The following is a 19299-nucleotide window of genomic DNA, read 5'->3' as shown; positions in this document are numbered from 1 at the left end:
GCCATGTCTCCCCGCCGCTGGCTGCTGGCCGATCAGCTCGGGCCGCATTTCCTCGACGATCCCGACCAGCCGGTCCTGCTCGTGGAGGCGCGGGAGCTGTTCCGGCGTCGCCCCCTGCACCGGCAGAAGGCGCACCTGATCCTCTCGGCGCTCCGGCACCGTGCCGCCGAACTCGGCGACCGGGCGCTGCTGCTGCGCACCGGCACCTTCCGGGAGGCGCTGGCGCAGGTCGGCGGGCCGGTGGAGGTGTGCCACCCGCACTCGCGGGCGGCGATGCGCTTCGTCCGCTCGGTGCCCGGCCTCGCGGTGCTGCCGGCGCGCGGGTTCGTCACCGGGCAGGCGGACTTCGCGGCCTGGGCCGACGGGCGGCGCGGCCCGCTGCGGATGGTCGACTTCTACCGGTACGCGCTGCGCCACCACGGCGTGCTCACCGCCCCAGCCGGCGACCCCGCACCGCGGCGCCGGCCCCGGCCGGCCAGCGCCGCGTCGCCCGTGCCGGCGCCGCCCCCGGTCGTCGAGGACGAGATCGACGCGCAGGTACGCCGCGACCTGGACCGCTGGGCCGCCGACGGGGTGCGGTTCGTGGGCCGGGACGGTCCCCGCCGGTTCCCGGCCACGCACGCCGAGGCGCAGGCCCGGCTGGCGCACTTCCTGCGGTACCGGCTGCCCGAGTACGACCGCTACGCCGAGGTGATGAGCGCGCAGGACCCGCTGCTGGCCCACAGCGGGCTCTCCTCGTCGTTCAACCTGGGCCTGCTCGACGCCGAGCCGGCGGTGCGCGCCGCGGAGCGGGCGTGGCGCGACGGGCTGGCCCCACGGTCGGCCGTGGAGCGGTTCCTCCGCGGGCTGCTCGGCTGGCGGGAGTTCCTCTGGCAGCTGTACTGGTACGTCGAGCCCCGCCGCCCGGGGGCCGGGTGGCCGGCCGCCACCGAGCCGCTGCCGCAGTGGTTCGCCGACCTGGACGCCGACGCCGTGGAGGCGCGCTGCCTCGCCGACGTGCTGGCCGCCGTACGCGACCACGCGTTCACGCACCACGTCCCCCGGCTGCTGGTGCTCGGCAACTACGCGCTGCAACGCGGGTGGCGCCCGGCCGAGCTGGTCGACTGGTTCCAGCGCGTGTTCGTCGACGGCACGGACTGGGTGATGAACGCGACGGTGCTCGGGATGAGCCACGACGCCGACCTGTCCCACGTGGAGACCCGCCCGTACGCGGTCGACGGCACGGACATCGACGAGATCAGCGACTACTGCCTGGGCTGCCGGTACTCGCCGGAGCGGGCGCTCGGCGACCTGGCGTGCCCGTACACGGGCGGCTTCGAGACGTTCCTGCACCGCAACCGCGCACGGCTGGCCGACGACCCGCGGCTCGCCGCCGAGCTGCTGCGCCGCGACGACCCCGAGCACCGGGAGGCCGTGCTCGCCCAGGAGGAGAAGCGCGGCAGCACCCCGCCGTGACGCACCGCCGGCGGGCACGCCCGGCGCGGGTGCCGCCGGCCGCGTACGTCAGCCGGCGCCGGCCGGCGTGCCGGTGGCGCCGGCGGCTCCCGCACCGCCCGGCAGGTCGCTCACGGACACCGTGCGGGTCACCGACGGGCCTCTCGCGGCGTCCGGCACGCCCCAGAAGTCGAGCAGCAGCCGGTGGAACTCCTCGGCCCGCTCGACCTGCGGCAGGTGGCCGCAGTCGCGGAACAGGTGGGTGCGGGCGGCGGGCAGCAGGGTGCGGGCGGCCTCGAGGTGCGCCGGGGGCAGGATGAGGTCCCGGTCGCCCCAGACCACGAGCGTCGGCACGTCCAGCTTCGCCACGCGGGCGAGCAGGTCCTCCCGCCACCGCGGGTGCACGCCGCGGAAGCCGCCGAGGCTGCGCAGGGTCTCCAGCATCACGCGCGCCGTGTAGGGCAGGCGGGCGATCTCCAGGGCGTGCGCGATCCGCTCCTCGGTCACGAAGGTGGGATCGTGGAAGAGGGCCCGCTCGACGCGGCGGGCGGACGCCCGGCTGGGGCGCAGCAGCAGCCGGCCCAACGGCCGCAGCGCGAGCAGGCGCAGCGCGAGCGCCACCTCCTGGCCGAAGCCGGCGCTGGTGACCAGCGCGAGGCTCGCCACCCGTTCCGGCTCGGTCACGGCGAGCTGCATGGCCACCGCGCCGCCGAGGGAGTTGCCGACCAGGTGCGCCGGGCGGCGGACGCCGACCACGTCGAGGTAACGACCGACGAACCGGGCCAGCGACGGCAGGCCGTACGGCTCGGCCATCGGCATCGAGCCGCCGTAGCCCGGCAGGTCGACGCTGTGCACCCGGAACCGCTCGGACAGCAGCGTGTGCTGCTCGGTGAAGTCGCGCAGGCTCCGGCCGATGCCGTGCAGCAGCACCACCGGCTCTCCGTGGCCGTCGATCCGGTGCCGGACGCGCCGCCCGGCGACGGTCACATGACGGGGCCGCTCTGCCACGCTCATGCCGTCTCCTCTACCTGGTCGCCCGCGGATCGGGACGCACGACGCTGGGCGGGCACACCAGGCGCCGGTGCGGTGGACTCGGCCGCCGGCACGTCCGGCCGGGCTGGCGCGGCGCGCCGTCGCACGCCGCGGGCGAGCACCCGACCGTACGAGGCGGGCGCCACCCGGGCCAGCAGGTCGGGCACCCTCGCCGACCAGCCGACGAGCACCCGCCCGCGCCGGCGCGCCACACCGCGCAGGATCACCTCGGCGGCCCGGGCCGGCGGAATGGTGAGCAGCTTCTCGAACTGGCGCAGGCCCTGTTCGTACTCCTCGATGGCGACCCCGCTGCCGACGCGGGCGTCGGCGGCGATCCGCGTCCGGATCCCGCCGGGGTGCACGCAGGTCACGCCGATCCCGTCGTCGGCCAGTTCGTGCCGCAGGGCCTCGGTGAACCCGCGGACGGCGAACTTGCTCGCCGCGTAGGCCGCCTGGCCGGCGGGGGCGATGAGGCCGAAGAGGCTGGACACGTTGACCAGGTGCGCGCCCGGTTCGGCCCGGAGGGCGGGCAGCAGCGTGTGCGTCAGCTGCACCACGGCCCGGAAGTTCACGTCGACGACCCAGCCGAACTCCTCGACGGTCACCTGGTCGAACCGGCCGCCGAGGGCGACGCCGGCGTTGTTGACGAGCAGCCGGATCCGGGGGTGCCGCCGCCCGATCTCGACGGCGGTCCGGGCGGTCGCCGCCGCGTCGGCCAGGTCGACCACCCACGGGTCGACGGCCAGGTCCGGGTGCGTGGCGCGGACCGCGGCGACCACCGTGTCGAGGCGCGCGGCGTCGCGGTCGAGCAGCACGAGGTGACTGCCGCGCCGGGCCAGGGCGTACGCGAGGGCTTCCCCGATGCCGCCCGCGGCGCCGGTGACCACGGCCGTGCCCCCGGCGAAGTCGAAGCTACGCACGCGTCGGACTCCTCTCGGGGCTGCCGGCCCGGGAGAACCGCACTCCCTCGTCGTCGATCCGCCCGTGCCGCATGAGCACCAGGTCGCGGAGGTAGTTCTGGTGCAGCCGCCACGGCGCCTTCCGGCCCTGCCGGGGCAACGCGTCCAGGCTACGCAGCACGTACCCGGAGCGCAGGTCGATCAGCGGCACCCGTTCGTCGTCGGGTGGCGGGCGCGGCGTGACGATCTGCTGGCCGGTGCGGTCCAGGTGCCGCAGCAGCCGGCAGACGTACGCGGCCACCAGGTCGGCCTTCAGCGTCCACGAGGCGTTGGTGTAGCCGATGGTCAGCGCGAGGTTCGGCACGCCGGAGAGCATCATGCCCTTGTACGCGACCGTCCGGGCCGGGTCGACCTCGACGCCGTCGACGCGCAGCGCCATGCCGCCGAGCACCCGCAGGTTCAGCCCGGTGGCGGTGACGACGACGTCGGCGGGCAGTTCCTCACCGGAGGCCAGCCGGATCCCGTGCGCGGTGAACGTGTCGATGGTGTCGGTGACCACCGACGCGCGGCCGTCGGCCAGCGCCGCGAAGAAGTCGCCGTCGGGCGCGATGCACAGCCGCTGGTCCCACGGGTCGTAGCGGGGCGAGAAGTGCCGGTCGACGTCGAAGCCGGCCGGCAGCCGCCGGGCCACGCCCCGGCGCAGCAACCGGCGCACGAGGCCGGGGGCCCGCCGGCTCAGCTGGTAGGTGGCCGTGGTGACCAGGACGTTCTTGCCGCGCACCACGGCGTGGTACGCGCGTGCGGGCAGCCGCCGTCGCAGCGTGTCGGCGAGGGCGTCGCGGGACCGTAGCGCGAGGACGTACGAGGGCGAGCGTTGGAGCATCGTGACGTGGGCGGCCCGCGCGGCGAGCGTCGGGACGAGCGTGACGGCGGTGGCGCCGCTGCCGATCACCACCACCTGACTGCCGCCGTGGTCGAGGTCGGCCGGCCAGTGCTGCGGGTGGACGACCCGCCCGGTGAACCGGTCCAGGCCGGGCAGGTCCGGGGTGTGACCGGCGTCGTAGCGGTAGTAGCCGGCGCAGACGTGGAGGAAGCCGCAGGTGAGCCGCACGGTCTCGTCGGTGTCGTCGCGGTGGGCGTGGACCGTCCAGCGCGCGGTGGCGCTGTCCCAGTCGGCACGGACGACGCGGTGCCGGTAGCGGATGTGCCGGTCGACGCCGTACTCGCGGGCGGTGTCGCGGATGTACGCGCGGATCGCGCCGCCGTCGGCGATGGACGTCGGGCCGGTCCACGGGCGGAAGGAGTAGCCGAGGGTGAACATGTCCGAGTCGGACCGGACGCCCGGGTAGCGGAACAGGTCCCAGGTGCCGCCGAGGGCGTCGCGGGCCTCCAGCAGCGCGTACGTCTTCTCCGGACAGCGGCGCCGCAGGTGGCAGGCGGCGCCGACACCGGACAGCCCGGCGCCGACGATGAGCACGTCGACGTGTTCGCAGGCCATGACAGCTCCCCGGGTGGCGTGGTCCGGACCCTATCCACCACCGTCGACACCGGTCAACACCGCGTCGAGATTCTCGACACGGTGTTGATAGCCGGTAGTATCGACCGCCATGACGATCGCCCGTGCCGCCGCCGGGAGCGGGACCCCGCGCGGACGGCGGCCCGGCCGCTCGCCGGGCGACCACCGGGAGCGGGCCATCCTGGCCACCGCCGAGCGCCTGCTGCGGCACCGGGCGTTCGCCGACATCTCCATCGACGACCTGGCCCGCGGTGCCGGCATCTCCCGGCCGACCTTCTACTTCTACTTCCCGTCCAAGGACGCGGTGCTGCTCACCCTCCTCGACCGGGTCACGGAGGAGGCCGACGCCGCGGCCGCCGGTGTGCTCGACCGGGTCGCCGAGGACCCGCCGGCCCGCTGGCGGGAGCTGATCCGCCGGTTCCACGACACGTTCGGCGCGCACCGGGCGGTCGCGGTGGCGTGCGCGCAGGTGCGCGGCACCAACGCCGAGGTGCGCGACCTGTGGGCCGCCGTGCTGGAGCGCTGGGTGCGGTGCACCGAGGCGGCCATCGAGGCCGAGCGCCGCCGGGGCGCCGCGCCCGACGGTCTGCCGGCCCGGGCCCTGGCGATCGCGCTGAACTCGATGAACGAGCGGGTCCTGTACGCCACCCTGGCCGGCGACGGGCCCGCCGTGGCCGAGGCGGACGTCGTGGACGTGCTGCTCGACGTGTGGCTGGCCGCCATCTACCGGGGTGCCGCTCCCCCACCGGCCTGAACCACCCCGGCCCCGCGCCGACCTCGACGCCGCCCGTCAGGCGCCCACCGGCCCCTCGGCGCGGGTGTCGGCGACGTACGCCTCGACGTCCGGCCGCTCCGGTGCGAGCACGTGCCGGGCCCAGGCGGCCCGCTCGTGCTCCAGCACGCCCAGTTCCCAGACGCAGCCCACCGCCGGCCGGTGCAGCGGGACGAAGTGGGCCGGGTCCTCGTCGGGGCAGCCCAGCACCGGCTGCCCGGCCACGGCGATGCGCACCTCGACGAGGTTGACCCACGTCCAGCAGTAGGCGAGCAGGTAGGCGCCGGTGTCCGTCCCCCGGTGGAGGACCACCCAGCCCGCCGGCAGGGTGCCGTCGGGTTCCGGGAGCAGGCTGGGCAGCAGCTCGTACGCCGCCTTCTCCACCTCCGGTTCGATCGGCCGCTCCGGCTGGTCGACGTGGTAGCGCTTGAGGCGCCGGCCGGCGACCGTGACCGGTCCCGGCACGCGCAGGTCCTTGTCGCGAAATGCCATGCCGGGACGCTACGGCCGCGTCGCTGACACCTCCTGTCAGGTACGCGGGAAGATCCACAGTGGAGCCGCCGGGGCATCGACGGTCGGCGGGATGTGCCACCCTGGGACGGGATCGACATCACCGGAGGTGAGGGTCACGCTACGGCTGCGCGCGTTGGTCGCCGTCCCCGGCACCGGGCCGGTGACCCTGGACGTACCGGCGGGCCGGATGGCCGCCCTCGTGGCACCGCCCCGGATCGGCACCGCGGTCGCCCGCGTGCTGGTCGGCCTCGCCCCGCCGCGGTCCGGCCGGATCCTGGTCGGCGAGCGGGACGTCACCGACCTGCCGCCCCCGCGCCGCCAGATGGGGTACGTGCCGGCCGGCGGGGCGCTGCTGCCCCAGCTGACCGTGCGGCGCAACATCGAGTACGGCCAGCGCAAGCGGGAGCGGGTCCGCGAGATGGCCGACGACTGGGCGGCGACCGTGGTGGAGCGGCTGGAGCTGACCCCCACCCTCGCGCTGCTGCCCCACCTGCTCTCCGACGCCCAACGGTTCCGGGTGGCCCTGGCGCGCGCCGCCGCCTGCCTGCCCGAGGTGCTCGTCGTCGACCTGCCGTCCGGGATGGCCGGTGGTGGACGGCTCGCCGACCTCGTCCCCCGGCTCTCCCCGCCGGAGGCCCCCGGCGTGGCCGTGCTGGTCTGCACCGCCGACCCCACGACGCTCGACGAGATCCCCGAGCAGGTCGACCTGCTCGGCGAGGCGGTGGGGCGGTGACCGCACCGGGGCGGCTGCGCCGCCGGACGCTGCTGCGCGCGGCCGCCGCCGGCGCCGCCGCGGCCACGGCCGGCTGCGCCGGCGGCGGGCGGGGCGTGCAGGTGGCGGTCGTCTGGAGCGGCGGGGAGCTGGCCCCGTTCCGCGCCGTGGTGGCCCGCTACGGCTCCCCGGTGCACGTGGTCAGCGCCGGCAACGACATCGACGCCTTCCTGCGGGCCCGGCAGCTCGCGGGCACCAGCCCGGACGTGGCCATCCTCCCCCGGCCCGGCCTCGTCACCGAGTACGCGCGGCGGGGCTGGCTCAGCCCGCTCACCCCGGCGCCCGGCCACGGCGTCCCCGACGGCCTCGCCGCCCTGCTCGACAGCGGCGGGCGGCGCTACGGCGTCTGGGTGAAGGCCGCGCACAAGTCGCTGTTCTGGCACCTGCCGTCGGCGCTGCCGCAGCCACCGGCCACCTGGGACGACCTGGTGGCGCTCACCCGCCGGCTCGCGGCGCGGGCCCGCCGCGACGGCGGCCCGGCCCCGCTCGCGATCGGCGCGGCCGACGGCTGGGTCCTCACCGACTGGTTCGAGAACGTGCTCGCCGACGTGGCGCCCGACGGCTACGACGCCCTCGCCGGCCCGGACGCCGACTGGGCGGGCCGGCCGGTCCGGGACACGCTGGACCGGCTCGCCGAGATCTGGAGCGTCGACGGCGCGTTCCCGGGCGGAGGGCGCCGCGCCCTGCTCACCCAGTACGAGGAGTCGATCATCCAGGTCGTGCACACCCGGCGGGCGGTGATGGCGTTCGAGGGCGACTTCGCCGACAGCGTGGTCCGCCGCTTCCGGCGCGGGCCGGAGGAGCCGGCGGCGTTCCGGTTCCCCGGCAGCCGGCCCGGTGACGGCCCGCTCATCGTGGGCGGCGACGCCGCCGTGGCCTTCGCCGGCTCCCGCGCCGGTGTCGACTTCGTCCGCTGGCTCACCGGGGCGGACGCGTTCGCGCCCTGGCTGCGCGCGGGCGGCTACCTGTCGGACACCGTCGTCCCGCTCGACCGGTACGCCGACCCGGTGCGCCGGCGGCTGGCGCGCGAGATGCGCACCGCCGGCACCCTGCGGTTCGACCTCTCCGACCGGCTGCCCGGGCCGTTCACCGGCTCCGACGGGGTCGGCATCTGGCGGATCATGCAGGACTTCTTCGCCGACGTGACCGGCGGCGTACGGGCCTCCGAGGCGGTCCGCCGGGCGACCCGCCAGCTGGCGGCGGCAGCACGCAACGCGGGTGGTGGTCGATGAGCCGGCTGCCCGTGCTCGGTGAACCGGTCGTGCTCGACGACGTCGGGCCGCCCCGCCGCGGGCGGGCCTACCCGGCGGCGGGGGCCACGTCGGCGCTGCTGCTGCCCGCCGCGCTGCTCCTCGGCGGCCTGGTGCTCTGGCCGGTGCTGCGCACCGTGCACGCCAGCGTCACCAGCGACGGGCGCTGGGTGGGCGCCGCGCACTTCCGGGCCGCGCTGGCCGCGCCCGGCACCGGCGCGGTGGTCGGCCGTACGCTGCTCTGGGCGCTGCTCGTCCCCGCCGTCGTGACCGGGCTGGGCTACCTGCTCGCCGCCGCGTCCCGCCGCTCCCAGGAGGGCGGGCTGGTCCGGCTGATCCTCGTGGTGCCGACCGCGCTGCCGCTGGTGGTCACCGGTGTCACGTTCCGCCTGATGTACGACCCGGACCCGTCCCGTGGACTGGCGACGCTGATCGCCGCACGGCTGACCGGGCACACCGGGGACGCTGTTCCGCAGCTGCTCGGCCCGGGCCTGGTCACCGTGGCGCTGATGTCCGCCTTCGTCTGGGCGTGGGTGGGGCTCGCCGTGCTCGTCTTCCGCGCCGCCCTGGACCGGCTGCCGTCGAGCCTCGCCGACGCGGTCCGCGCCTACGGCGGCGGCCGCCGGCACGTGCTGTGGGACGCGCAGTGGCGGCCCCTGCTGCTGCGTACCGTCGCGGTGGTCTTCGCGCTGGTCGCCCTCGGCACCAGCCGGACCTTCGACCTCATCCTCGTGATGACGCCGGGCTCGGTGCGCGACGAGGCGTCCGTGCTGGCCCTGCGGGTGTGGCAGACGTCCGGGGGCACCACCACCGGGGAGGGCGCGGCGCTCGGCGTGATCTGGCTCGTGGCGGTGGCCGCCGGCATGCTGGTGGCGGCGCTCTTCGTCCGGCAGGCGTGGCCACCGCCGCGGGCCGTCGACCCGCCCGAGGCGGATCCGGCGTCCGCGCCGCCCCGGCGGCCGTTGCGGCTGCTCGCGGCCGGCGCCGCGGTGGCCTGGCTCGTGCCGCTCGCCGTCCTCGTGGCGACGTCGCTGCACGGGCCCGTCGAGGCGGCGGCGCGGGGCTGGTGGTCCGCGCCGCCCAGCCTCGCCTCCTACCGGGAACTGGTCACCGGCGGGGAGCTGTGGCGGTTGCTCGCGTTCACCCTGCTGCTGGCCACCGGCGTGACCGCCACGGTGCTCGTGGTCGCGCTGCTCGCCGCGTACCCGCTGGCCTGGCTGACCGGGCCGGCCGCGCAGGTGACCGGGCTGCTGCTGATGACCGCGGTCGTCGTACCGGTGCAGGTGATCGCCGGGCCGGTCAACGAGGTGCTCGGGGTGGTGCTGTCCTCCGGCACCGCCCGCGGCCTGGCCCTCGTGCACGTGGCGCTGGGCGTGCCGTTCGCCGTGCTGGTGCTGCGCAACGCCTTCGCCGACCTGCCGGCGGACCGGGTGCGTGCCGCCCGCCTGACGGGACGCAACTGGTGGGGCACGCTGCGCCGCCTGGCACGGCAGTGCCGGCCGGCGATCCTCGCCGTGTCGGTCCTCGAGTTCGTGCAGGTGTGGAACGACCTGGTCGTCGGGCTGCTGTTCAGCGGCCCCGACGCGGCACCGCTGGGCCTCTTCCTCGCCGGGCAGACGCGCGGCTTCGTGGCGGGCAGCGGCGTGCTCGCCGCCGGCTCCGTGATCGCGTCGGTGCTGCCGGTGGTGCTCGTCGTGCTGGCCCGGCGGCAACTGGTCGCCGGCCTCGTCTCCGGGGGCGTACGGTGAGCGCCCCGACCGGCCCCGGCGGCGGCCGGCCGTCCCGGTGGCCCGTGCTGGTCGCCGTCGGCACGCTCGTCAGCGGGGTCGTCGCCAACCTGGCCAGCAACCTGCTCTCCGAGCTGGCCGGCAGCGTCCTCGGACCGGCCAGCATCGCCGTCGCCGTCAGCGGCGGGATCGGCTGGGTGATCTTCGAGGTGCGCCGTCGGCGGGCCGACCGGCAGGTCGGCGCCGAGCCGACGGACGTCGTGGCGGCGCCCGCCACCGGCGGCCCCACCCTGCCCTACCCGGCCGGCTTCACCGGACGGGCCGAGCACGTGGCGGCCGTCGTCGGCCTGCTAGCCCGCGAGCACGCCGTGGCCGTGCTGGGCCGGCGGGGTGTGGGCACGTCGGCGTGCGCCGTGCAGGCGGCCAACCTGTGCCGGGAGGACTTCCCCGACGGGCACTACTACCTCGACCTGCGCCGCGGCGGGCGTCCCGCCTCGGCACGCCAGGTGCTCACGGCGCTGGCCCGGATCCTCGGCACGCCGCCCCCGGTCTCCGGCCGCGCCGACGCGCTCGCCCGGGCCGCGGACGCGCTGCGCGGGCAGCTCGACGGCCGCAAGATCCTGCTCGTGCTGGACAACGTGGACCGGCCGGAGCAGGTCCGGCCACTGCTGCCGCCGACCGCGCGCACCTGCCGGCTGCTGCTGGCCGGCGGTCCCGCCCTCACCGGGCTCGACGGAGTGGTGGCGCACTGGATCGCCGAGCCGGGCCCGGCGGAGGCGGTCGAGCTGTTCGCCGCCGCCGGTCAGGCCGCGCCGGCCGCCCGGGCCCGCCGGGCGGATCCGCGCACGGACCCGGCCGTGCGGTCGATCGTGGACCTGTGCGGGCGGCAGCCCCGGACCGTCCGCGCGCTGGGCTATCGCACCGCGCAGCACGGCTGGCGGCACGCGGACGTGCTCGACGCCCTGCGCCGGGCCGTGGAGACGCCCCCGCACCAGCGCGTCGGCGTGTCGCCGGCGGCCCGCCTGGTGACCGAGCGGGACACCGCGTACCGGGCGCTGTCGGCCGAGGCGCGGCGGCTCTACCGGCTCATGTCGCTCACCCCGGCGCCGGTGGACCGGCCGGCCATCGCCGCGCTGGCCGGCCGCCGCCCCGATCAGGTGGCGACGCTCCTCGACGAGCTGGCCGCCGCCGCGTTCGTGGTCGGCGCGCCCGGCGACCGGTACGAGATCCGCCCGCTGCTCGCCGACTACGCCCGGCTGCACCTGCGTGACGCGGAACCGGTGCGCCGCCGGGTGGCGGCACAGGCCCGGCTGACCCGCCACCTGGCCCGGCGGGCCGAACGGCACGTGACCAACCTCGCCGCGCTCGGGTCGCCGCCGGACCGGGAGTGGTCGCTGCCGCTGGACGACGACCCGTACGGCTGGTTCGACCTGCACCAGGAGCTGCTGCTCGCGGTGGTGCGGGTGCCGGCCGGCGCGGCCGAGACGCTGCCGCGCCGCGTACGCCGGTGGTGGTTCCGGCTCGCCGTGGCGCTCTGCGGCTGGCTCGCGCACGCCGAGCGGCTGGACGAGTGGGAGCAGGTGTGCCGCACCGTGCTCGCCACGCCGACGGCCGACGACCGGCCGGAGATCGCCGGCTGGGCGCACAACGAGCTGGGTGTGCTGCGCCGGCGCCGCCACGATCCGCAGGGCGCCGCCGCCGCGCTGACCCTGGCGGTCGCCGAACGCGGGCGGCGCGGCACCGCCCAGGCCCGGATGAACCTCGGCCTGGCCCTGCTCGACCTGGGCCAGCTCGACGACGCCGTGGAGCACCTGGAGGTGTCCCGGCGGCACCGTTCGGGCGCGGACCGGGCCGGGCACGCGCTCACCGACCTGGGGCTGGGTGCGGCCCGGCTGGCCCGGGGCGAACTGGAGGCCGCGCACCACCACCTGGTCCGGGCCGCCAACACGTTCCGCGCCCTCGGGGACGCCCGCGGGTACGCGGCGGCGCTCACGAACCTGGTGCTGGTCCATGCGGGTCTCGGCGAGCACCTGGACGCGGCGCAGGCGTGGCGGGCGGCGCTGCGCGAGTACGAGTCGGTGAACGACGCGACCAGCCGGGCGGCGGCGCTGCTCAACGCCGGCGCCACGATGCTGGCCAGCGGCTCGGCGGCGCAGGATGGGAGCCCCGGGGCGCGACCTGGCGCCGGGCGGGCGCGGCAGGCGTACGAGCTGCTCGCCGAGAGCCGGCGGCTGCGCGAGGGCGGGCGGCCCACCGCCGGGCTGGGCCGTACGCTGCTCTACCTCGGTGACGCGGCGGACGCCCTCGGCGACCCGGACGAGGCGCGCCGGCACTGGGTCGACGCGGCGGCCGTCTGCGAGGCGGTCGGCGACACCGCCGGCCAGACGGCGGCCGACGCCCGCCTGAACGCTCCCGTGCACGAGACCTGACCGGCCGGCCGCGCCGGCGCGGGGACTGCCGGACCCACCCGGGCTCGACCGGCCCGGCGCGAACTAGGATCGGCTGATCTGTCACGTCGGCCCCGGCCCGGGCCCGGCGGGGTGGCGGGAGACGAGATGCGCGACGCACAGCGGCGGTTCGGTGGGCTGGCGGCCGACAGTCACGGAGTCGACGACCACCGGCCGCCGGTGGTCCTGGTGCACGGCCTGACGTACGACCGGAGCCAGTGGGGGCCGACCCTGCGCGAGCTGGCCGCCCTCGACCCGGGCCGGCGGGCGCTCGCCCTCGACCTGCCCGGGCACGGCGGGTCCCCGGCGTTCGACTCCTACCGCACCGACGACGTCGCCGACGTCCTCCACGGCGCGGTGACCGACGCCGGGCTCGACCGGCCGGTGATGGTCGGGCACTCGATCGGCGGCGCCATCGTGTCGGCGTACGCCGCCCGCCACCCCACCCGCGGCGTGGTGAACGTGGACCAGCGTCTGCTGCTGGGTCCGTTCGGTGACCTGGTGCGGCGCAACGAGCCGGTGCTGCGCGGCCCGGACCACCTCGCGCTCTGGGAGACGCTGCTGGCCGGGATGGGCGTCGACCAGCTCGACCCTGCCGCCCAGGAGCTGGTCCGCACCGCCACCACCGTCCGGCAGGACCTGCTCCTCGGGTACTGGGACGAGATCCTCACAGCGACGGACGAGGCGTTCACCGCGCAGTGGGTGCGGAGGCTGGAACGGATCCGCGCGTCCGGCGTCCCGTACCACTACGTCGCCGGGAAGGAGCCCTCCGCGGCGTACCGGGAATGGTTGGAGTCGATGCTGCCCGGGGTGAGCGTCCACGTCCTGCCCGGCGGTGGTCACTTCCCCCACCTCGCCGAGCCGGCCGCGCTCGCCCGGATCATCGCCGGCGTCGGCCGCTGACCTCCCCGCTCCCCCCGGCCGACCGGGTCGCGCCCGGGTGACGGCGTCACCCGGGCGCGACCGTCGGTCAGCAGGTGGCGGTGAGGCCCGCCCAGTTGGCCCGGTCGTTGTAGCCGCCGTCGCCCGCGTCACCGACCACCAGGTCGAGCACCCGGACGCCGTTCAGGTCGACGTCGACGTCGCGGACGGCGTCGCGGGTCACGACGCCGCTGTCGTACAGCACCCGGCCGTCGCCCACGACCCGGAAGGTCGCGGTGCCGCCCTCCGGCCCGACGTTGCGGACGGCGTCGTCGATGCCCACGACAGCGGTGAGCCGGTCGCACCGGTCGCCGACGTAGTAGCGGACAGTGGACGGGGACGCGACGCCGATGCCGGTGGCGTAGACCTGGCCGAGCATGCTGATCGGCGACCCGCCGCCGACGCTGCGGTCGACGGTCGGGCTCATCCACCCGCTCGTGGCGCTGATCCAGGTGTGGTGCGACAGGACGACCTCACCGTCCGGCGGCGCCGGGGCGACCACGAGCGCCGAGGTCGTACGCTGCCGCAGCCGCCCGTAGCCGAGCACGTCGTAGGAGGTGGTGGCGGTCAGCGTCGCGGCGCCGGGAGCGGCGGCGGCCGGCAGGGTCACCGTGAACGCGACGGTGGTCCGGTCGCCGGGGGCCAGCAGCTTCGGCGCGTGGCGCGTCGGGCGCACCGCCCAGCCGTCCGCCGCGGCCAGGTCGACGCGCGGGTCGAACACGGGCCGCACGCCGTCGTTGCGGACGGTCACCTCGACGGTCACCTCGTCACCGCCGGCGAGCACAGGAGCGCTGCCCTCGGGCAGCGGGTCGCCGTCGACCGTCGTCACCTGCGGGAGACCGGCGGTCAGGTGCGGGACGCCCGGGGCGCCGTGCGCCCGGCCGACCCGGAACAGCGCCGCGCCGTGCGCGGGCACGGCCGCGCTGATGGTGCCGGCGCTCTCGGTGACCGCGTCGGTCCAGGCGTTGCGCAGGGGGAACCGGTCCCCGGACAGGCCGACGGCGGACGCCGTCGTCGTGAGGATCCGCGGGGTGTCGCCGCGGTTGAGCAGCACGACGGCGCGGTCGCCGTTGGCGAGGCGCTTCACCCAGGTCTCCGTGGTGCCGGCGGGGCCCACGCGGACGGCCTGGACGACGGCCGGGTCCTGGTTGATGGCGAGCACGTCCGGGTCGGTGAGGATGCCGACCGAGGTGGCGCTGAGGGTGCGCACGTCACTGCCGATGACCAGCGGCGCGGCCGCCACCGACCAGAGCGTCATCTGCGTGCGGAACTCCTCGTCGGTCATGCCGAGCTGCGGGGCGAGGTAGTCCGGGTCGTTGTAGCGGCCGGGCCCGGCGACCTCGGGGTGCCGCGCGTTCGCGTCGTAGTTGCGCAGCACGTCGGTGAACTTGATGTCACCGACGAAGCCCACGTCGGTGTAGGTCCGCCAGGACTGCGCGATCTCCGGGGCGTACGTCCAGGAGTAGGTGGACTGCTGCTCCTCCGGGTAGTCGCCCCAGTCCGGTGAGGTGACCGGGTTGCACAGGTTGAAGATCATCGGACGGCCGCTGGCGTTGTTCCGCAGCGCCCGCGCGAACTCCGTGTAGGCGGTCTTCGGGTCCAGGTCGGCGGCGATCCCGCAGAGGAAGTCCACCTTGACCGCGTCGAACTCCCAGGCGGCGAACTGGTCGGCGTCGCGCTGGTAGTAGCCGCCGCCGCTGCCGAGGCCGCACCGGCCGGGGATGTACGGCCCCACGTCGGTGTAGATGCCGGCCCGCAGGCCCTTGGCGTGGATGTAGTCCACCAGGGGCTTCAGCCCGTTGGGGAAGCGGGTCCGGTCGGCCCGCAGGTCACCGGCGGGCGTCCGGGGTTCCGGGTCCTGCCAGCCGCCGTCGAGCCAGACGATGTCGTAGCCGGCCCGGGCCAGGCCGCGGGAGACGAGGGCGTCGGCGACCTCGCGTACGGACTGTTCGGTGAAGTTGCCGCCGAGGCCGAAGTAGGTGTTCCAGCCCTGGTACGGCGTGGGGCTCAACACCTGCTCGGTCGCCGTCCGGGCGGGGGCGCCGGTCGCCGGCGCGGCGTGCGCGGGTGGGGGTGCGACCAGCAGGCCGGCCGTGAGGGCCAGCAGGGCGGTGAGCGCGTGTCGTTTCACATCGGATTCCTTCGCTGCCGGGGGTGGCGGGCGCGACGGCGGGCCGCCGGCTCCGGTCGCGCGCCCCTGATCCGTGTCGCCACGGATCCTCCATCCGGTTACGAGGACGTGTCAATATTATTTCGTAAATTACGAGTACTGGGGATCCATCCGGGACCGTCCACCCGCACCCGCGCCGCGGTCGTCCCGCTCGCCGGGCGAAGCTTTCGTCCGAACGTCCGTGCTGATCATCGATGTCGTGTGCGACGGTCGAGGTTCGTCCGGCACGGGGGCGACGGCGGCCGGACGTGGCAGCGAGAGAGGGCACATCGTGGTGTCTCGGAGAGTCCGACGGGTGCTGGCCTCGGCGCTGGCGGCGACCCTGACGGGATCGCTGGCGCTGGCCAGCCCGGTCCAGGCCCATCCCAACAACAACTCGGCCCGGAAGCTCACGAAGGCGGTCACCCTCAAGGGGATCCTCCGCCACCTCGACGCGTTCCAGGCCATCGCCGACGCCAACGGCGGCAACCGTGCCTCCGGCCTGCCGGGGTACGACGCGAGCGCGGACTACGTGGCACGCACGCTCGCGAAGGCCGGCTACACGGTCACCCGGCAGCCCTTCGAGTTCAACTTCTTCGAGGAGTTCGGGTCCACGTTCACCCGCGTGGCACCCCCGCCGGCGACGAGCTACACCGACGGCACCGACTACGACCTCATGGACTTCTCGGGAGCGGGGGACGTCACGGGTCTCGTCGTACCGGTCGACCTCGCCCTCACCCCGCCCCGGGCGTCCACGTCGGGCTGCGAGGCGAGCGACTTCACGCCGGCGGTGACCGGCCGGATCGCGCTGTTGCAGCGCGGCGGCTGCCCGTTCGGGCAGAAGGTGGTCAACGCCGAGGCCGCCGGCGCGATCGGGGCGATCCTCATGAACCAGGGCGACGGCGACCCGGTGACCAACGTCGACCGCTACGCGCTGTTCGCCGGCACGCTCGGCGAGCCGGTGGGCATCCCGGCCGTGTCGGTCTCCTATTACCTCGGCGAGCAGTTCGCCGCCACGCCGGACCTCACCGTGCGGATCACCGCGCAGACGACCTCCGAGGTCCGCGAGACGGAGAACGTCATCGCGGAGAGCCGCACCGGCCGGCGCGACAACGTGGTGATGGCCGGGGCGCACCTCGACTCCGAGCCCGACACGGCGGGCATCAACGACAACGGCACCGGGAGCGCCGCGCTCCTCGAGGTCGCGTTGCAGATGGCCAAGGTCAAGCCGAACAACCGGCTCCGGTTCGCGTGGTGGGGCGCCGAGGAGGCCAACCTCGTCGGGTCCACCGTCTACGTCGACAGCCTCAGCGAGGAGCAGGTCGACGACATCGCGCTGTACCTCAACTTCGACATGATCGGCTCGCCCAACTACGTCTTCGGCGTCTACGACGGCGACGACTCCGCGCAGACCGGCGCCGGCCCCGGCCCGGCCGGCTCGGCCCAGATCGAGGACGTCTTCGAGTCCTTCTTCGCCAGCCGCGGGCTGCCGACCAACCCGGCCGACTTCACCGGCCGCTCCGACTACGGTCCGTTCATCGCCGTCGGCATCCCCGCCGGCGGGCTCTTCACCGGCGCCGAGGTGCTCAAGACCGACGAGGACGTTGCCCGGTACGGCGGCGTGGCGGGCGCCCAGTACGACCCGTGCTACCACGATCCGTGCGACAGCCTGGACCCGGTCGCCGACGGCGGCGACGCGAGCCTGTACGCGCAACTCGACGCCGAGTACGACCTGTACGGCAACGTCAACACGTACGCGCTCGACGTCAACGCGGACGCCATCGCCACCGCGATGATCACGTTCGCGTACGACACCTCGGCCGTGAACGGCGTGCCGCGCGGCCCCGGCAGGTCGCACGGCGCCGGCCGCAGCCACGACGCCCACGGCGACGCCCTGCGCTGAACCGACGACGCCCTGCGCTGAACCGGCGGCGACGGGCCCGGGCCGGCACGACGCCGGTCCGGGCCCCTCGTCCCGGCCCGTCCGCCGCCGTCCCGTCTCCTCCGTTCCGACTCCACCGCCCGGCGGCCGGCCGTACCTTCGGCACAGAGGAGGGGGCCATGCCGCAGCAGATGACCACGACGGCCGCCGGCATCCGCCCGCACGCCGTGGCGGGCGCGCCGCTCATGTCCGACGCCCGGGAGAACGGCATGACCGGCGACGGCACGACCAACGACCAGCCGGCGCTCGCGGCGCTCGTGGACCGCCTCGGCGACGCGTACGACGCCGACGGGCGGGCCCGGGTCATCTACTGCCCTCCCGGCGTCTACCTGATCCGGGACGCCGGCACGGTGTGGCGCAGCGGGGTGTCGCTGATGGGCGCGGGGCCGGGCGCCACCCGGTTCCTCCTCAGCAACGAGGGCAACCGGGCCGAACCGGTGCCGCTCGCGTTCTACACGGCGCAACTGCACGGCGCGAGCCCGGACCGGCACCTGGCCTACTGCACGTTCGCCGACTTCGAGATCGACGGGTCGGGCGTGTCGACGGCCGCCTACAGCCCGCTCGCCAAGGGCCTCGGCCTGCAGTACGTGATCGGCGGCCTCTTCCGCAACCTGTACATCCACCACACGGCCGCCACCGGGTTCGGCTGCGACTTCCTCCAGGACACGCTGATCGACGCCGTACGGGTCGTCGGGTGCGGCCGGCTGGACAGCGGGCTCGAGATGGGCGGCGCCGGCATCGGCATCGGCGTCGGCGGGTGGGGCAGCGTGGAACGGCTGACGATCACCAACTGCAGCGCCGTGGGCAACGCGACCAACGGCATCTTCCTGGAGATGCAGAACGCGGCGAGCCCGCAGCCGCGCGGCATCCGGATCATCGGGTGCCACGCGCAGGGCAACCGGTTCGGCATCTCCGACTGGGGCGCCGACGGGCTCATCGTCACCGGCTGCACGATGACCGGGAACCTCGAGGCCGGTTTCCAGGTCTCCGCCAAGGGCACCACCGGCATCCCCGGCAAGGGCGGGCTGCTCACCGACTGCGTCATCGACGGCAACCTGCGCGACGGCGTCAGCATCGGCAACACGTGCGGCCCGTACACGGTGCGCGGAAACCGCATCAGCGGCAACGGCCGCTACGGCTACCACCACCAGGACCTCGGCGACGGTGACCAGACCACCGCCGAGGAGATCGTCATCGAGAGCAACGACATCTGGGGCAACAGCCTCGACGGGCTCCGCTTCGACCGGCCGCTGCGCGACAGCGTCGTCATCAACAACCGCGTCCGCAACAACGGCCGCCAGTGCGCGCCCGCGACCAGCGGCGGAGGCGGGTCGGTCCGCTACAGCGACACGACCGTCATCGACCGGGAGGCGTCCTGGCCGAAGGACGGGCACCGGGGCAAGGTGCTGCGCGTCGGCGACCGGTACGCCGTGGTGGCCGCCAACGACGAGAACACCCTGACCCTCGCGCCGGTGCGCCCCGGCGTCCGGACCGGCTGGAGCGCCGACACCCCGCTGCCCGGAACCCCGTACGAGCTGCCGGACCCGCCGGCCAACCGGGCCGGCGTCACGCTCAACGCCACCGTCGACTCCCTCACGATCCGCGGCAACCTGATCCGCGACAACGGCCCCGGCACGCAGACCCACGGCCTGTGGATCACCGAGCGGGGAAGCTGCCTCAACTGCCGGGTCGTCGAGAACGACCTGGACGGCAACGCCGTCCCCATCCAGGCGGACAGCCCGGCGGTGGGCGGTCACTGGGCGGGCAACCACGGGGAGCCCTGAGCGCACTCCGCGAGGTGTGCGCCGTCCGGCCCGGGACGCCGACGCCGCCACGCCCCGTTCGTAACCTCCCCGCCCGCGCCGGGCTCCCTCGCCGGGCCGGCGCGCGCGTCACCGTCGGGCCGGCGCCGGCCGCGTCACCGT

At 75.6% G+C, this 19299-nt stretch carries 14 protein-coding genes; 9 read left to right on the top strand and 5 right to left on the bottom strand.

Annotation, left to right across the window (positions count from 1 at the left end; translation table 11 throughout):
* Positions 1 to 3: 3 nt before the first annotated feature.
* On the top strand, positions 4 to 1455 hold the full coding sequence (locus D7I43_RS26580) for a cryptochrome/photolyase family protein (protein ID WP_120331314.1): 1452 nt from the start codon (positions 4 to 6) through the stop codon (positions 1453 to 1455).
* 48 nt (positions 1456 to 1503) lie between these two features.
* Here D7I43_RS26580 and D7I43_RS26575 read toward each other — a convergent pair whose 3' ends face one another.
* From D7I43_RS26575 to D7I43_RS26565, 3 genes are read right to left on the bottom strand one after another with little or no spacing between them, the layout of a single operon-like run.
* Positions 1504 to 2448 carry an alpha/beta fold hydrolase gene (locus D7I43_RS26575; RefSeq protein WP_120331313.1) on the bottom strand — a complete coding sequence of 315 codons (945 nt, stop codon included), beginning with the start codon at positions 2446 to 2448 and terminating at the stop codon, positions 1504 to 1506.
* A complete protein-coding gene (locus tag D7I43_RS26570) occupies positions 2445 to 3386 on the bottom strand; it encodes an SDR family NAD(P)-dependent oxidoreductase (protein ID WP_120331312.1) in 942 nt (313 codons plus the stop codon). The genes D7I43_RS26575 and D7I43_RS26570 overlap by 4 nt, the downstream gene beginning before the upstream one ends.
* Positions 3379 to 4863 carry a flavin-containing monooxygenase gene (locus tag D7I43_RS26565; protein WP_120331311.1) on the bottom strand — a complete coding sequence of 495 codons (1485 nt, stop codon included), beginning with the start codon at positions 4861 to 4863 and terminating at the stop codon, positions 3379 to 3381. The genes D7I43_RS26570 and D7I43_RS26565 overlap by 8 nt, the downstream gene beginning before the upstream one ends.
* Before the next feature lie 109 nt (positions 4864 to 4972).
* Between D7I43_RS26565 and D7I43_RS26560 the strand changes: the two genes are divergently transcribed.
* Positions 4973 to 5635: a TetR/AcrR family transcriptional regulator gene (locus D7I43_RS26560; RefSeq protein WP_120331310.1), complete on the top strand. Its 663-nt coding sequence runs from the start codon at positions 4973 to 4975 to the stop codon at positions 5633 to 5635.
* 36 nt (positions 5636 to 5671) lie between these two features.
* On the opposite strand, the gene D7I43_RS26555 is transcribed toward D7I43_RS26560, so the two are convergent.
* A complete protein-coding gene (locus tag D7I43_RS26555) occupies positions 5672 to 6145 on the bottom strand; it encodes a hypothetical protein (RefSeq protein WP_120331309.1) in 474 nt (157 codons plus the stop codon).
* A gap of 127 nt (positions 6146 to 6272) precedes the next feature.
* On the opposite strand from D7I43_RS26555, the gene D7I43_RS26550 reads away from it, so the two are divergent.
* From D7I43_RS26550 to D7I43_RS26530, 5 genes are all read left to right on the top strand, one after another.
* Complete coding sequence (locus tag D7I43_RS26550) at positions 6273 to 6899, top strand: ATP-binding cassette domain-containing protein (protein WP_158610158.1); 627 nt, start codon at positions 6273 to 6275, stop codon at positions 6897 to 6899.
* Positions 6896 to 8170, top strand: a complete 1275-nt coding sequence (locus D7I43_RS26545; protein ID WP_120331307.1) for an extracellular solute-binding protein — start codon at positions 6896 to 6898, stop codon at positions 8168 to 8170. Before D7I43_RS26550 ends, D7I43_RS26545 begins: the two co-directional genes overlap by 4 nt.
* A complete protein-coding gene (locus D7I43_RS26540) occupies positions 8167 to 9936 on the top strand; it encodes an ABC transporter permease (RefSeq protein ID WP_120331306.1) in 1770 nt (589 codons plus the stop codon). Before D7I43_RS26545 ends, D7I43_RS26540 begins: the two co-directional genes overlap by 4 nt.
* Positions 9933 to 12344 carry a tetratricopeptide repeat protein gene (locus tag D7I43_RS26535; protein ID WP_120331305.1) on the top strand — a complete coding sequence of 804 codons (2412 nt, stop codon included), beginning with the start codon at positions 9933 to 9935 and terminating at the stop codon, positions 12342 to 12344. The genes D7I43_RS26540 and D7I43_RS26535 overlap by 4 nt, the downstream gene beginning before the upstream one ends.
* A 126-nt stretch (positions 12345 to 12470) precedes the next feature.
* Complete coding sequence (locus D7I43_RS26530; RefSeq protein WP_120331304.1) at positions 12471 to 13265, top strand: alpha/beta fold hydrolase; 795 nt, start codon at positions 12471 to 12473, stop codon at positions 13263 to 13265.
* A 67-nt stretch (positions 13266 to 13332) separates the two neighbouring features.
* On the opposite strand, the gene D7I43_RS26525 is transcribed toward D7I43_RS26530, so the two are convergent.
* The gene (locus tag D7I43_RS26525) at positions 13333 to 15414 is read right to left on the bottom strand and encodes an NPCBM/NEW2 domain-containing protein (RefSeq protein WP_120331303.1); all 2082 of its coding nucleotides are present in this window, start codon (positions 15412 to 15414) and stop codon (positions 13333 to 13335) included.
* A 334-nt stretch (positions 15415 to 15748) separates the two neighbouring features.
* Between D7I43_RS26525 and D7I43_RS33805 the strand changes: the two genes are divergently transcribed.
* Positions 15749 to 17335, top strand: coding sequence for a M28 family peptidase (locus D7I43_RS33805; protein ID WP_120331302.1), 1587 nt, complete (start codon positions 15749 to 15751; stop codon positions 17333 to 17335).
* A 158-nt stretch (positions 17336 to 17493) separates the two neighbouring features.
* Entirely contained in the window at positions 17494 to 19158 is a 1665-nt protein-coding gene (locus D7I43_RS26515) for a right-handed parallel beta-helix repeat-containing protein (protein WP_120331301.1), read from the top strand.
* The last annotated feature ends 141 nt before the right edge of the window (positions 19159 to 19299 follow it).

This window comes from Micromonospora globbae, from assembly GCF_003610785.1.
GTDB lineage: Bacteria > Actinomycetota > Actinomycetes > Mycobacteriales > Micromonosporaceae > Micromonospora > Micromonospora globbae.
Note: the sequence above shows the minus strand (reverse complement) of the source record. Positions and strands in the feature narration are given on the sequence as shown.

Bases quoted from the DNA above. Each gene is read 5' to 3' on its own strand.
- D7I43_RS26580 (WP_120331314.1), top strand. From the start codon at position 4: ATGTCTCCCCGCCGCTGGCTGCTGGCCGATCAGCTCGGGCCGCATTTC.
- D7I43_RS26575 (WP_120331313.1), bottom strand. From the start codon at position 2,448: ATGAGCGTGGCAGAGCGGCCCCGTCATGTGACCGTCGCCGGGCGGCGC.
- D7I43_RS26565 (WP_120331311.1), bottom strand. From the start codon at position 4,863: ATGGCCTGCGAACACGTCGACGTGCTCATCGTCGGCGCCGGGCTGTCC.
- D7I43_RS26560 (WP_120331310.1), top strand. From the start codon at position 4,973: ATGACGATCGCCCGTGCCGCCGCCGGGAGCGGGACCCCGCGCGGACGG.
- D7I43_RS26555 (WP_120331309.1), bottom strand. From the start codon at position 6,145: ATGGCATTTCGCGACAAGGACCTGCGCGTGCCGGGACCGGTCACGGTC.
- D7I43_RS26540 (WP_120331306.1), top strand. From the start codon at position 8,167: ATGAGCCGGCTGCCCGTGCTCGGTGAACCGGTCGTGCTCGACGACGTC.
- D7I43_RS26530 (WP_120331304.1), top strand. From the start codon at position 12,471: ATGCGCGACGCACAGCGGCGGTTCGGTGGGCTGGCGGCCGACAGTCAC.
- D7I43_RS26515 (WP_120331301.1), top strand. From the start codon at position 17,494: ATGCCGCAGCAGATGACCACGACGGCCGCCGGCATCCGCCCGCACGCC.